Raw genomic sequence first — 13415 nt, 5'->3', positions numbered from 1 at the left:
CAATGGCGCAAAACGCGCCGACATATGGCTTTACCGGTTGCGTACCACGATGCAGGCGCCGCCGACGCTTTGCAGCTTGTCGCAGATCGTGTCGGCCTTGGCTCTGCTATCGGCGCCGATCCGCACGGCATAGATGCCGCGCCTGCCGATCGGGGTACGTACCCGGCTGACCACCGGATCGTGGCCGGCAAGCAGTGCCGGGAACCGGCTTTTCACTCTCAGCCACTGATTGAGCGCCGCGGCGCGGCGGAAATTGCCGGCCACCTGCACACCCCACGGCTTGATGTTGATCGACGACATCGGCACGGTTCTGGACATGATCACCGGCAGTTCGCGGCAAGCGGCAGCGAAACTCGCCTTCTTGTCGAGCGGCCGGATGACGCCGGCGTAGGCGGTATTGGTGAAGTTGTCGGCCGGCTCGCCCATGACGTCCAGAACGTAGCTTTCGGTCTCCATCGGCAAGAAGCCGCCGGAATTCAGCCAGCGCGTCACCCGGCTCTCGCCGGCATTGTAGGCTGCGGCGGCGAGGCCGAGATTGCCGAAACCGGATTTCATTTCGGCGAGGTATTTTGCCGAGGCCGGGATCGCCTGTTCGATGTCGAAGGAATTGGCGAGCCCGCGCATCTTGGCGGTGCCCGGCATGAATTGGGCGATACCCTCCGCACCGACGGGGCTGACCGCATTGGGATCGAAACGGCTCTCCTTCCAGATCAGCCGGGCAAAGAAATCCCGGGGCAGGCCGTTCTGGTCGGCATGCGTCTCGATAAGATCGCAAACTCGATCGATCAGCTTCTGCTTGCCGGGCCGCGGCGGATCGGCCTGGACGGCTGTCGCCCAGCCCAGCCCGGAAATGACAACCAGCGTCGCCCCAAGCAAACGCCGCATCGAACTACTCCGCCGCGGCTTTGCCGTGTTGCCCAAACCGCCGTTCGATGTAGTCGGAAACCATTTTCTCGAAATCGGCGGCGATCGACGGGCCGCGCAGCGTCGCCGCCTTCTTGCCGTCGACGAACACTGGGGCGGTCGGCGTCTCACCGGTGCCGGGCAACGAAATGCCGATATCGGCATGTTTGGATTCGCCCGGACCGTTGACGATGCAACCCATCACCGCGACTTTGAGGTTCTCGACGCCGGGATAGCGTTCGCGCCACACCGGCATGTTCTTGCGCAGGTCGGCCTGGATGTTCTGGGCAAGCTCCTGGAACACGGTCGAGGTCGTGCGGCCGCAGCCCGGGCAGGCGGCGACGATCGGCACGAACTGCCGGAAGCCCATGGTTTGCAGCAGTTCTTGCGACACCTGCACCTCGCGCGTGCGGTCGCCGTTCGGCTCCGGCGTCAGCGAGATGCGGATGGTGTCGCCAATGCCTTGCTGGAGCAGGATGCCCATGGCCGCGGACGAGGCGACGATGCCTTTCGAGCCCATGCCCGCCTCCGTCAGGCCGAGGTGCAGCGCATGGTCGGAACGGGTGGCAAGCTCGGTGTAGACGGCGATCAGGTCCTGCACGCCGCTGACCTTGGCCGACAGGATGATTTTCTCGCGGGCAAGGCCGATCTCTTCAGCCATTTCGGCCGACAGGATCGCCGACTGCACGATTGCCTCGCGCGTCACTTCCTGGGCGGTCAGCGGAAAGCCCTGGGCCTGGTTGTCGTCCATCAGCCGGGTCAGCAGCTCCTGGTCGAGCGAGCCCCAGTTTACGCCGATGCGCACCGGTTTGTCGTATCGGATCGCCATCTCGACGATCGCCGCGAACTGCCGGTCTTTCTTGTCCTTGAATCCGACATTGCCGGGGTTGATACGGTATTTGGCCAGTGCTTCGGCGCAGGCCGGATGATCGGCCAGCAGCTTGTGGCCGATATAATGGAAATCGCCGACCAGCGGCACGTCGATGCCGAGCCGTTCCAGCCGCTCGCGGATGGCCGGCACGGCGGCAGCGCTTTCGTCGCGATCGACGGTTATGCGCACGATCTCGGAGCCGGCGCGATGCAGCGCCGCCACCTGTGCGACCGTCTGATCGACATCGGCCGTGTCGGTGTTGGTCATCGACTGAACGACGACCGGCGCGCCGCCGCCGACCATCACGCCGCCGACATCGACACCGACCGACCTGCGGCGTGGGAAGGGTGAGGAAAAATATCCGGTCATGCCGGCTGCCTTTAATCTTGAAGGTCCGGGCATGAGGTGGAGGAGCAAAGATGGCTTGTCAATGGCGACTGGCGCGCAGGCCCAGCAAATCGGAAATGACAAGACGGCAGCTTGCCGCAAACCCACGCGTGTTTCCGGCAGCATAGCGATGCCACCGGAAAGATCGCGCGCCGGGCGGCGCTGCTAGTCCTGGAAGGGCTTCAGTGCGTCGTCGGTTTCGCCTTCAGTTTTTCAATCTCGTCCTTGAGCGCCAGCTTGCGCCGCTTGAGATTCACGATTTCGAGGTCGTCTACCGATGGATGGGTCATCGCATCGTCGATTTCCCGTTCGATGTCGCCGTGTTTCCGCTGCAGCTCATCAAGATGGGATGCAAGAGACATGATTGGTTCTCCCTTTCATGGTTTCCTCGATTGCAGCCGCCAAGGCACGTCCACCGCAGGCTCGCTTCTATGACGGCATAATGACAGTGTGCCACCATCGAGCACCGATGTCGAATGCTGCGTGGTAGCATTCCACGACAATATGAAATGTGGTATGGGCTGCGCGCCGGTGCAAGAAGAGCCCGGTCCCGCCCAATCAGGCCCATAGTTTGGGCGCCGCAGACGTGCAGACGGTAAAAATGTCCGATCAGGAACAGGCAGATATCCGCCTCGAATATTCCCGGCTGAAGCAGGAACACGCCGATTTCGACGCGGCCATCAATGCGATGATCGCCATGAATTGCGACCCGCTGCAGATCCAGCGCATGAAGAAAAAGAAGCTTTTCCTGAAGGACAGGCTGATGGCGCTGGAAGACAAGATCATTCCAGACATTATTGCTTGAACGAACGCCATTGCTTGAACGAACGCCGGCGCCGGCCTGCTGGAAAAGCGGCTATGCCGCGATCGAAAGCCGTGCGGCGCGCTCGCGCAACAATGCTATCAGATCGTCGGTCTTTTCGCTCGAAGTATCGATCGGAACCACCAGGCACATCGTCGCCTCGACCCTGCCCGGCGCTGAAAAAACCGGCGCGGCCAGGCATTTCGTATAGGCATCGACAAGGCCGGAGGTGACGCAGTAGCCGGCCGACTTGGCGACGGCGATGTCGGCTATGAAATCGTCGAGCCTCAACCTGCGGCCGTCCGGCAGTACGAGATCGTCTTCCGAAACCATATCCTCGATCGCCGCCCTGTCGAACCCGGCGAGGAGCAGCCGGCCGGACGCTGTCCAGGGAAGCGGTATTTGCAGACCCGTCGCCGAGCTGATCCGGAATGGCCTCGTTCCCGGGCTTGAATGGACGATGGTGTAACGGCCGCTTTGCAGCATGCACAGCTCCGAGGTCTCGCCGGTCTCGCGCGACAGATGGTCGACTTCCTGGCGCCCTCGCCTGAGCAGGTCGTTGCCCCGCACATAGTCCATTCCGTAGAGATAAAGCTTCTTTCCGAAATAGACCCGATTGCCGTCTCCGGCCATCTCCAGCAGGCCTGCGTCGACCAGCGAGCGCACCAGCGTATAAGTCGTCGAACGCGGCGCGTTTACCCCCTTGGCAAGGTCGCCAATGCCGATCGCACGCTGGGTCGTGTGGAGAAACTCCAGGATCTGGAGGACCCGGTTGAGACCCTTCTCCCGAGAGCCCGAGTTCTTGTCTTCGTCCAGACCGGCGTCCGGTCGAGCGGCCAAGGCATTGCCATCTTGCATTATCGATCCCTGATGTTAATCTGTCTTGTACAGAGTACAGGTGTCTCTTGTAAGGGACAATGACGTCAGTTGCAACCGATGCCTGTACTGCTGGGTCCAAAGGGGAACACAACACGAAAGGAGGTCGCCGTGAACGACACATCCAAAAGGCGTGAATTTCTGAAACTGGGAATGGCCGGGCTTGCAACGGCCGGAGTGATGAGCGCCGCTACCGCGGTCGACGTTCAGAAAGCGGCGGCCCAGGCAGCGCCCGACAGCCTGCTGCGCACCGTCCTCGAGCGCGGCAAGGTGATCGTTGGCACCGGCAGTACCAATGCGCCCTGGCATTTCGAGAACGACGCCGGCGAACTAGTGGGCATGGACATCACCATGGGTCGCATTCTCGCCAAGGGGCTTTTCGACGACCCGACCAAAGTCGAATTCGTCATGCAGGATCCGGCTCAGCGCATTCCGAACGTGACCACCAACAAGGTCGACATCACCATTCAGTTCATGACCATGACCGCCCAGCGCTCGCAGCTGATCCACTTCTCCCGACCCTACTACGTCGAAGGCATCGCCTTACTGACCCTTCCCAACGCCGAGAACAAGACCTTCGACAAGCTGCTTGCCGGCGGTTCGGCGTCCCGGATTTCCATACTGCAAAACGTCGATGCCGAGGCAAACGTGCATATCGTCCTGCCGGAGTCGCAAGTGATGCAGATAGACACGCAGGCCAATGTGCTGCAGGCACTGGAATCGAAGCGCGTCGACGCCGCCGCGGTCGATCTGTCGACGGTGCGCTGGCTCGCCTCGCGCAATCCGGATAAGTACTTCGATGCCGGCAAGAGCTGGTTCTCGATGCTTTATGGTGCCGCGCTGCGGCAGGGCGACCTCGACTGGCTGACCTTCGTCAACCAGACCTTCACCATCGCCATGTTCGGCCATGAAACGGCACTCTACGACGCTGCGTTCAAGGATTATTTCGGACAGGAGCCGCCGGCGCGCCATCCCGGTTTCCCGGTCATCTGATGCAAGCAGGCGGAAGGACAAACGTCCTTCCGCCTTCTCTCATCACAGCCCTCCATGACGAGGACGCATGGGTTATATCCTCAACTTCAACCTGATCTGGCGGCATTTCGACAAGCTCTGGGGCGGACTGCTGCTAAGCCTAGAACTGGCCGTCATCTCGATCGTGATCGGCATCGTCATCGGGCTCGTTCTGGCGGTCTGGTACGTGTCGGCCGGACGTGCTGTGCGGACCATCATCGCGGGCTATGTCGAGTTCATCCGCAACGTGCCGCTGATCCTGCTCGTCTATCTAGTCTTCTACGGCTTGCCGACCGTGGTCGACATTGCCTACAGCGCGCAAACCTCATTCATTGCCACGCTGTCGCTCTACAGCGGCGCCTACCTAGTCGAGGTGTTTCGCTCGGGGCTCGAGGCTGTACCGCGCGGACAGCTCGACGCCGGCAAGGCAATCGGCCTGACGCCATGGCAAAGGCTGCTCCATGTGCGCCTGCCGACGATGCTGCGCATAACCCTGCCGGCGCTTTCCAACACATTCATATCGCTCTTCAAGGACACGTCCGTGGCGTCGGTCATCTCGGTACCCGAACTCACCTACGGCGCCCAGTGGATCAATTTCAACACGTTCCGCATTGTCGAGGTCTATCTGGTGGTGACGGCGATGTACCTGTTGACCGGCTATGCACTGCTTTTCGCGTTGCGGCTGGTCGAGCGCCGGTTCAAGGCGGCGCGCTGACATGCTGAGCCAGATCATCTATGCCTTGCCGTTCCTCGCCGAAGGCTTTGCCGTAACCTTGTGGGTGTCGCTGCTGGTCGTGGTGTTATCGCTCATCGCCGGCGTGCTGATGGGCGTCGGCCTTGTCTATGGTCCGGCTCCGCTGCGCTGGGCAGTGCGCATCTTCAGCGACACCATACGCGGCATTCCGATCCTGGTGCTGATCTTCTTCGTCTATTACGGCCTGCCCGCGGTGGGGCTGCATCTGGAATCCTTTTGGGCGGCCGTACTCGCCCTCACCCTGTTCAAGACCGCACAGGTCGTCGAATATTTACGCGGCGCCGTCGGCTCGATTCCCAAGGGTCAGTCCGAGGCCGCGATGGCGATCGGACTGACCTTTCGCCAGCGGCTGGCCTACGTCATTTTTCCGCAGGCGTTCAGGCGCTTCCTGCCACCCTGGATCAATGGCGTCACCGACGCGGTGAAGGGTAGCGCGCTGGTCTCGCTGCTCGGCATCACCGACCTCATGCAGGCGATCAACCAGGTCATCGGCCGCACCTATGAGGCGATGCCGCTCTACATTCTCGGCGCGCTCGTCTACTTCGCCGTCAACTACGCCCTCTCCTTGGCCAGCCGACGCCTGGAGCGGCGTTTCTCCTTCATCCGGGAATAGCAAGATGTCCAACGCCTCGCCCGCAAATCCGGCGCTTCTCGATGTCTCCGAAGTTTCCAAAGCCTTTGGATCCGTCGAGGTCCTGCGCTCCGTCAGCCTCAAGGTGACACGCGGCGAGGTGGTGACTGTCATCGGCCCCTCCGGCAGCGGCAAGACCACGCTGCTGCGTTGCGTCAACTTCCTGGAGAGCTACGACAGCGGCTCGATCCGCATCGATGGCAAGGAGGTCGGCTATCGCGAGACGGGAGCACGCCAGCGACGCAGCGAGCGCGACCTGGCGGCGATGCGAGCCGAGACCGGAATGGTGTTCCAGAGCTTCAATCTGTTTCCGCATCTGACTGCGGCCGGCAACATCATGCTTGGCCTGCGCAAGGTGCGCGGCAAGAGCAATGCCGAGGCTCGCACCATTGCCGAGCACTGGCTCGGCCGCGTCGGCCTCGCCCACAAGGCCGACGGCCTGCCGGCCGAGCTTTCCGGCGGCCAGCAGCAGCGCGTCGGCATCGCCCGCGCCGTGGCGATGGAGCCGAAGATATTGCTTCTCGACGAGATCACCTCGGCGCTCGACCCCGAACTGGTTGGCGAGGTGCTCGAGGTCGTGCGCAGCCTCGCCGAAGACGGCATGACCATGCTGATGGTCACGCATGAAATGGCTTTTGCGCGCGACGCATCGAGCCGCATCGTTTTCATGGCGGACGGCGGTGTCAGCGCCGTCGGACCACCCGCCGAAATTCTGGCGGCAGGGTTCGACAATGAACGCCTTCGCAGCTTCCTGGCGCGGTTTCGCGCCTCGCATTTTTGACATCGGACGGCGAAAGCTGTCGCAAGGAGCTTTTATGACGCCTTACATCCGGCTCGCGGAATTGGGCCTGACACTGCCCGAGCCGCCGAAGCCCATCGCCAACTTCGTCACCTATGCCGAGAGCGGACGGCTGATCTTCCTCTCCGGCCAGGGGCCGTTGCGCGCCGATGGCGCGCTCTGCACCGGCAAGGTCGGCGAGGATGTCAGCGTTGAAGAGGCCTATGATCATGCCCGTCTGACCGGCCTGAACCTGCTCGCCGTCATGCATGCGGCGGCCGGCGACCTCGGCCGCATCGTGCGCGTCGTCAAGCTGCTTGGCTTTGTCAATGCGACGCCGACATTCAGCGAGCACCCCAAGGTGGTGAATGGCTGTTCCGATCTTTTCGCCGCCGTCTTTGATAAGATCGGCGGACATGCCCGCTCGGCGATCGGTGTCGGCTCGCTGCCAGGCAACATCACAGTTGAAATCGAGGCGGTCGTCGAGATCGCCGCCTGAAAGCATTTCGAAACAGGATCTGCAGAGATGACGACCTATGCCGCTGACCGTTCCAACACGACAATTCGCGAACGGCTTGGCCTTCGCCCGATCATCAATGTTTCCGGCACGATGACGGCGCTCGGCGCTTCGATCATCGTACCGGAAGCGATTGCCGCAATGTCGGAAATCGCCTCGCAATGGGTCGAGATGGACGATCTGCAGCGCGCCGCAAGTACGGTGATTGCACGCCTCACCGGCGGCGAGGCCGGCTTTATCACCGCATGCTGTGCCAGCGGCATAACGATGGCAATTGCAGGCGCGATGACCGGAACCAGCCTTCTTGCGATCGAGCGGCTGCCGGACGATGCCGAGGGCCTCAAATCGGAGGTCATCGTCCAGCTTGGCCATATCGTCAATTATGGCGCGCCGATCGACCAGTCGATCCGGCTTGCCGGAGCCAAGGCAGTGCCTGCCGGCACGGTCAGCGTCACCCAGGATTATCATGTTGCCGAGGCGATCCGGGATCGGACGGCGGCAGCCCTCTACGTTGTTGCGCACCACACCGTGCAATACGGCATGCTCTCACTCGAGGAGTTCTGCGAGATTTGCCACGCCAAGGGCGTGCCGGTGATCGTCGACGCCGCCTCGGAATATGATTTGCGCGGCTTTCTGGCGCGCGGTGCCGACATTGTCGTCTACAGCGGGCACAAATTTCTCTCAGGGCCGACAAGCGGCATTGTGGCCGGCCGCAAGGATCTGGTGCGGGCCGCCTATCTCCAGAACCGGGGCGTTGCGCGCGCCATGAAGGTGGGCAAGGAGAGCATTGCCGGCACCATGGCGGCGTTGGAAGCCTGGGAGCGGCGCGACCATGCCGGCATTCGCCAGCGGGAAGAAGCCGCACTGCATCTGTGGCAAACCGCATTGCAGGGCCTGCCTGGCATCGAGGCACGTATCATTCCAGATCCGACCGGAAATCCTCTCGACCGCCTGCAGGTGTTTGTTGCGCCGGAAAGTCGCTTCACCGCCGCCGGGCTGGCGTCAGCGCTTGCCGCGGGTTCGCCGCCCGTGATCGTGCGCAACCACGAGGTCGAGCGCGGTCACTTCTTCCTTGATCCCTGCAATCTCCATCCCGGCGAGGCGGAGATCGTTGCCGAACGCCTGCGGGCGGTGTTGAGTACTGCCGATCGGCCCGCGGATGCGATGAAACCCGCTCGCAAACAGTCCGCCGGGGCGTTGCGCTGGCCTGACTAGACATCGGCAGAGCGTGGTCGAGCCAGTGCCTTCCAGCGCCGGCTTCGCATCGGGCCAGTGCGCCATCACGGCACTGTGAATGACCTTTTTGGTCGTCGGGCGGAATAAACCACCCCGCCCATTGGTCTCCCAAGCAGACGCCATTTCCGGCGTTGCAGGAGACCGGTATGACCCACAACCACGACAATGAAGCTGACGGCATTAGCCGCCGTCATGCACTGGAATGCATGATCTGGGCCGGCACGGGAGTGCTGTGGACAATTTCGGCCGGCGTGCCGGTTTCGCTCAGCCTGCTCGGCGCGGCGGAAGCCGCAGAGGCGCTGGCCACTGGCTTCACTTTCCTCCAGATCTCCGACAGCCACATCGGCTTCGACAAGGCTGCCAACCCGCACGCCATCGACACGCTGAAGGAGGCCATCAGCAAGATCCAGGCGTTGCCGCAAAAGCCCGCTTTCATGATCCACACCGGCGACATCACCCATTTGTCGAAAGCCGCGCAGTTCGACAACGCTGCCCAGATCATCGGCGGCGCAGGCTTCGACGTGCATTATGTGCCCGGTGAGCACGACCTGATTGATGACGGCAACGGGCAGGCCTATCTCGACCGCTACGGCAAGGGCACCAAGGGCGCCGGCTGGTATTCGTTCGACCAGAACGGCGTCCATTTCATCGGGCTGGTCAACGTCGTCAACCTGAGGGCTGGCGGGCTCGGCAATCTCGGCACCGACCAGTTGGCATGGTTAGCTGATGACCTGAAGGCGGTCAGCGCCTCGACGCCAATCGTCGTCTTTGCCCACATCCCGCTCTGGGCTGTTTATCCCGAATGGGGCTGGGGCACCGACGACGCGGCGCAGGCCTTGGCCCTGCTCAAGCGCTTCGGCTCGGTCACCGTACTCAACGGCCATATCCACCAGATCATGCAGAAAGTCGAAGGCAACGTTACCTTCCATACCGCGCGCTCGACCGCTTTCCCGCAACCGGCGCCGGGCACCGCAGCCTCGCCCGGGCCGATGACGGTTCCTGCCGGCCAGTTGCGCAGCCTGCTCGGCACAAGCAGCGTGACGGTCAAGCAAGGCGGGCAGGACCTCGCCATCATCGACAGCACGCTGGCCTGAGGGGAAATGCGATGATCCGCTTTCCATCCCGCCTCTTGGTCGTATCGCCTGTCATGTTCGGTTTGGCGGCAATCCTGACAATGATTTCCATGCCACTGAACGCGGCAGACCAGCCAATGGTCAAGGTCGAGAACTTTGCCTTCACACCGGCGGTGCTGACGGTCAAGCCGGGCACTACCGTGACCTTCGAGAATGACGACGATATCCCGCATCTGGTGGTCGCCAACGATGCCTCATTTCGCTCCAAGGCGCTTGACACCGGTGACACATATGCCTTCACCTTCAACAAAGTGGGCGACTATGCCTATTTCTGCGGGCTTCACCCGCACATGCAGGGCAGGATCACCGTCGCTCCGTGAGGATGTTCGGAAGGTTCTGCCCGGGATGCCGGGCGATGCGACGGTGTTGAACCAAGAGGCCGCGGCCGAGCGCTTTCGCGAGGTGGTTCTGCCCCATCTCGCGGATGCGCTTGCGCTTGCCCGCTGGCTGACCGGCAACGCCGCCGACGCCGAGGATGTGGTGCAGGAGGCCTGTTTGAAGGCGCATGCGGGCATCGCCGGCTATGCCGGCGGCAATGCCCGCGCCTGGTTGCTGGCGATCGTGCGCAACGCCTCTTACTCCTGGCTGGCGCGCAACCGGCCGCGCAGTATCGTCGCCGTCGGCGACCTGACCGACCTCGATGACATGACGGCTGCATATGGCGCCGGCCTGCCGGACACGGATAGTCCTGAGGCAAGCCTGATCGCCCGGGCCGACACGGCGGCACTCGAGGCGGCGATCGCCGCGCTGCCGCACCAATTTCGCGAGACCGTGGTGCTGCGCGACATCAACGGCCTCAGCTATCGCGAGATCGCGACGCTGCTTGGCGTCCCGCTAGGCACGGTGATGTCGCGGCTGGCGAGGGCGCGCGGCCTGCTGATATCCCAACTTGGGAGGGCGCCATGAGCGCGCACAACGATGGACTGCCGGATGATCCGGCGGGCATGGAGCTGATGATCCATGCCTTGGTCGATGGCGAGCTCGACGCAGCAGCAGCATTGGCCGTCGAGCGACGCATTGCCGCCGATCCGGCGCTCGTCGCCAAGCATGCCCGCATCATTGCGCTGCAGACCGTTGTCGGCGGGCTGCCGAGGCCCGATGTCCGCGAGGATTTCAAGGCTCGCATCGCTGCAATCGGGACAGCCGGTACGGCGAAAGTGCTGTCGGCGCCGGCGCCCGCCGCTCGACGGTCACCGGCGCACAGGTCGGTGCACCGATTTGGCGCGTTCGACTGGCGCGCGCTGGCGGCGTCGATCATCGTTACCGCCGTGCTGGCCAGCGGCGCGACGCAATGGATGATGCTGGGCAGGGCGCCCGACAGCTTTGCCGCCGCGGTCGCCAGCGGCCACCGTCGCAGCCTGCTGGCCGCGAGCCCGGTGGACGTCATCTCGTCGGACCGGCACACGGTCAAACCCTGGCTGGATGGCAGGGTCGGCCTGTCGCCGCCGGCACCTGACCTTGCCAATGACGGCTTCGCATTGCTCGGCGGCCGGGTCGAGGTGATCGCCGACCAGCCAGTGCCGGCACTGGTCTACCGGCACCGCGAGCACCTGATCACCCTCGTCGCCGCGCCTGAGGAAACCGGTTCGACAACCGGACCGGTCGATCTTTCTGCCGGTGGCTTCTCGCTGGTCCATTGGACCGACAGTGCCTTTTCGTACTGGGCGATTTCCGATACCGAACGGCCTGAACTTGACGACTTCGTCAACCGCTTCCGAGCAGCGGCCGCCCGATGACCACCGCCGCCGCCCGTTAGCCATTTGCGTAGCGACCGAAACGGCACAAGCGGCTTTCCCTTTCTGGCCATCCTTGCGGCTCCCGACGAATTCCGCTAATGCGCGCCTTTGTCGCCGGGGAGCAGAAGCTTGAACGATCAACGCGCCGACGTCGCCATCATCATGGGCAGCCAGTCCGACTGGGCGACGATGCGCCACGCCGCCGAAACGCTTGAGGCGCTTGGAATTCCGCACAAGCGGCTGATCGTCTCGGCCCACCGCACGCCCGACCGGCTCTATGACTTCGCCAAGGGCGCCAAGGCGGCCGGCTACAAGGTGATCATCGCCGGCGCCGGCGGTGCGGCGCATCTGCCCGGCATGACGGCGGCGATGACGCCGCTGCCGGTGTTCGGCGTGCCGGTGGAATCCAAGACGCTGTCCGGCCAGGACTCGCTGCTTTCCATCGTGCAGATGCCGGCCGGCATTCCGGTCGGCACTTTGGCCATCGGCAAGGCCGGCGCTGCCAACGCCGCCCTTCTGGCCGCCGCGGTGCTGGCGCTGAGCGACGAAAAGCTTGCCGCCCGGCTGGATAGCTGGCGTGCCGCACAGACCGCCAAGGTGGCGGCCGAGCCCACGGACGCGCCGTGAGCCTGCCGGCGGGATCGAGCATCGGCATCATCGGCGGCGGCCAGCTTGGCCGCATGCTGGCGATGGCCGCCGCCCGCCTCGGCTACCGCATCGTCGTGCTGGAGCCGCAGCCGGATTGTCCGGCGGCACAGGTCGCCAACCGGCAGATCGTCGCCGCCTATGACGACGCGGCCGCGCTTGGCGAGTTGGCTGCGGCCAGTGCGGTCGTTACTTATGAATTCGAGAACGTACCGGTCGCGGCCGCCGCGGCACTTGCCTCTACGGTGCCGGTCTACCCGCCGGCACGCGCACTGGAAGTAGCGCAGGACCGGCTGGCGGAAAAGAAATTCCTCAACGGCATCGGCATACCGACCGCGGATTTCAGCCCCGTCGACAATGACGAGGAACTGACGGCTGCGCTGAAAAAGTTCAACGGCAGCGGCATATTGAAGACGCGCCGCATGGGCTATGACGGCAAGGGCCAGCGTGTCTTCCGCAACATGGAAACAGGCGGCTTTGCCGGCACCTGCGAGGCGATGGGCAACGTGCCGCTGATCCTGGAATCCTTCGTCACCTTCGAGCGCGAGATTTCAGTGATCGCCGCGCGCGGCATCGACGGCTCGCTCGCCGCCTACGATCCGGCCTGGAATGTCCATCGCAACGGTATTCTCCACAGCTCGACGCTGCCGGCCGGAGTAAAATCCGAGACGGCGGCTGCGGCTCAAACGGCGGCGGCAGAGATTCTTGCCGCGCTCGACTATGTCGGCGTCATCGGCGTCGAATTCTTTGTCCTTGCCGACGGTTCGCTGCTGGCCAACGAGATAGCGCCGCGCGTCCACAATTCCGGCCACTGGACGGAGGGCGCCTGCACCATCTCGCAATTCGAGCAGCACATCCGCGCCGTCGCCGGCCTGCCGCTGGGAAATCCCGCCCGGCAGTTCGACTGCGTCATGGAAAACCTGATCGGCGACGATGTCCAGCGCGTTCCTGAGCTGCTCGCCGAGCCCGATCTTATGCTGCACCTCTATGGCAAGGCCGAGGCGCGGCCCGGCCGCAAGATGGGCCATTTTACGCGCGTGAGCCGCCGCAGCTAGAGTCTTTCACGTTTTGACGGAAGCGTATCCGGCGTTTGCGAAGTAGTTCTTGCATTCGCCGGGTTCGATCGTCGCAACGA

17 protein-coding genes are annotated in these 13415 nt (G+C 63.3%); 13 read left to right on the top strand and 4 right to left on the bottom strand.

Going from position 1 to position 13415, the window contains the following annotated elements:
* Nucleotides 1-30 precede the first annotated feature (30 nt).
* The 3 genes from NKJ46_RS18230 to NKJ46_RS18220 form a co-directional block, all read right to left on the bottom strand.
* The gene (locus NKJ46_RS18230; RefSeq protein ID WP_352666261.1) at nt 31-885 is read right to left on the bottom strand and encodes a transglycosylase SLT domain-containing protein; all 855 of its coding nucleotides are present in this window, start codon (nt 883-885) and stop codon (nt 31-33) included.
* Between the two features lie 4 nt (nt 886-889).
* Nucleotides 890-2143 carry a flavodoxin-dependent (E)-4-hydroxy-3-methylbut-2-enyl-diphosphate synthase gene (gene ispG, locus NKJ46_RS18225; RefSeq protein ID WP_352666259.1) on the bottom strand — a complete coding sequence of 418 codons (1254 nt, stop codon included), beginning with the start codon at nt 2141-2143 and terminating at the stop codon, nt 890-892.
* A gap of 200 nt (nt 2144-2343) precedes the next feature.
* Nucleotides 2344-2523 carry a YdcH family protein gene (locus NKJ46_RS18220; protein ID WP_023678481.1) on the bottom strand — a complete coding sequence of 60 codons (180 nt, stop codon included), beginning with the start codon at nt 2521-2523 and terminating at the stop codon, nt 2344-2346.
* Between the two features lie 239 nt (nt 2524-2762).
* On the opposite strand from NKJ46_RS18220, the gene NKJ46_RS18215 reads away from it, so the two are divergent.
* Nucleotides 2763-2966 (top strand): YdcH family protein, encoded by a 204-nt coding sequence (locus tag NKJ46_RS18215; RefSeq protein ID WP_023678480.1) that lies wholly within the window; start codon nt 2763-2765, stop codon nt 2964-2966.
* 51 nt (nt 2967-3017) lie between these two features.
* On the opposite strand, the gene NKJ46_RS18210 is transcribed toward NKJ46_RS18215, so the two are convergent.
* On the bottom strand, nt 3018-3821 hold the full coding sequence (locus tag NKJ46_RS18210; RefSeq protein WP_352666257.1) for an IclR family transcriptional regulator: 804 nt from the start codon (nt 3819-3821) through the stop codon (nt 3018-3020).
* 129 nt (nt 3822-3950) lie between these two features.
* Between NKJ46_RS18210 and NKJ46_RS18205 the strand changes: the two genes are divergently transcribed.
* The 12 genes from NKJ46_RS18205 to NKJ46_RS18150 all read left to right on the top strand — a co-directional run bounded on the left by NKJ46_RS18205 (nt 3951) and on the right by NKJ46_RS18150 (nt 13335).
* Nucleotides 3951-4832, top strand: a complete 882-nt coding sequence (locus NKJ46_RS18205; RefSeq protein WP_352666256.1) for a transporter substrate-binding protein — start codon at nt 3951-3953, stop codon at nt 4830-4832.
* A 67-nt stretch (nt 4833-4899) separates the two neighbouring features.
* Nucleotides 4900-5565: an amino acid ABC transporter permease gene (locus NKJ46_RS18200; protein ID WP_352666255.1), complete on the top strand. Its 666-nt coding sequence runs from the start codon at nt 4900-4902 to the stop codon at nt 5563-5565.
* A 1-nt stretch (nt 5566) separates the two neighbouring features.
* Nucleotides 5567-6217 carry an amino acid ABC transporter permease gene (locus tag NKJ46_RS18195; RefSeq protein ID WP_292655692.1) on the top strand — a complete coding sequence of 217 codons (651 nt, stop codon included), beginning with the start codon at nt 5567-5569 and terminating at the stop codon, nt 6215-6217.
* Nucleotides 6218-6221: 4 nt separating this feature from the next.
* On the top strand, nt 6222-7016 hold the full coding sequence (locus NKJ46_RS18190) for an amino acid ABC transporter ATP-binding protein (RefSeq protein WP_352666253.1): 795 nt from the start codon (nt 6222-6224) through the stop codon (nt 7014-7016).
* A gap of 34 nt (nt 7017-7050) precedes the next feature.
* Nucleotides 7051-7512 (top strand): RidA family protein, encoded by a 462-nt coding sequence (locus tag NKJ46_RS18185; protein ID WP_352666251.1) that lies wholly within the window; start codon nt 7051-7053, stop codon nt 7510-7512.
* A gap of 27 nt (nt 7513-7539) precedes the next feature.
* The gene (locus NKJ46_RS18180; protein WP_352666249.1) at nt 7540-8745 is read left to right on the top strand and encodes an aminotransferase class V-fold PLP-dependent enzyme; all 1206 of its coding nucleotides are present in this window, start codon (nt 7540-7542) and stop codon (nt 8743-8745) included.
* Between the two features lie 167 nt (nt 8746-8912).
* Complete coding sequence (locus NKJ46_RS18175) at nt 8913-9860, top strand: metallophosphoesterase family protein (protein ID WP_352666247.1); 948 nt, start codon at nt 8913-8915, stop codon at nt 9858-9860.
* A gap of 11 nt (nt 9861-9871) precedes the next feature.
* Entirely contained in the window at nt 9872-10219 is a 348-nt protein-coding gene (locus tag NKJ46_RS18170) for a cupredoxin domain-containing protein (protein ID WP_352666245.1), read from the top strand.
* Between the two features lie 25 nt (nt 10220-10244).
* Nucleotides 10245-10805, top strand: coding sequence for a sigma-70 family RNA polymerase sigma factor (locus NKJ46_RS18165; protein ID WP_502903415.1), 561 nt, complete (start codon nt 10245-10247; stop codon nt 10803-10805).
* Nucleotides 10802-11635, top strand: a complete 834-nt coding sequence (locus NKJ46_RS18160; RefSeq protein WP_352666244.1) for an anti-sigma factor family protein — start codon at nt 10802-10804, stop codon at nt 11633-11635. Before NKJ46_RS18165 ends, NKJ46_RS18160 begins: the two co-directional genes overlap by 4 nt.
* Before the next feature lie 129 nt (nt 11636-11764).
* Nucleotides 11765-12262 (top strand): 5-(carboxyamino)imidazole ribonucleotide mutase, encoded by a 498-nt coding sequence (gene purE, locus NKJ46_RS18155; protein ID WP_292655714.1) that lies wholly within the window; start codon nt 11765-11767, stop codon nt 12260-12262.
* Nucleotides 12259-13335, top strand: a complete 1077-nt coding sequence (locus NKJ46_RS18150; protein WP_352666242.1) for a 5-(carboxyamino)imidazole ribonucleotide synthase — start codon at nt 12259-12261, stop codon at nt 13333-13335. Before purE ends, NKJ46_RS18150 begins: the two co-directional genes overlap by 4 nt.
* Nucleotides 13336-13415 lie beyond the last annotated feature (80 nt).

It is taken from the genome of Mesorhizobium sp. M0166, from assembly GCF_040322255.1.
GTDB lineage: Bacteria > Pseudomonadota > Alphaproteobacteria > Rhizobiales > Rhizobiaceae > Mesorhizobium.
Note: the sequence above shows the minus strand (reverse complement) of the source record. Positions and strands in the feature narration are given on the sequence as shown.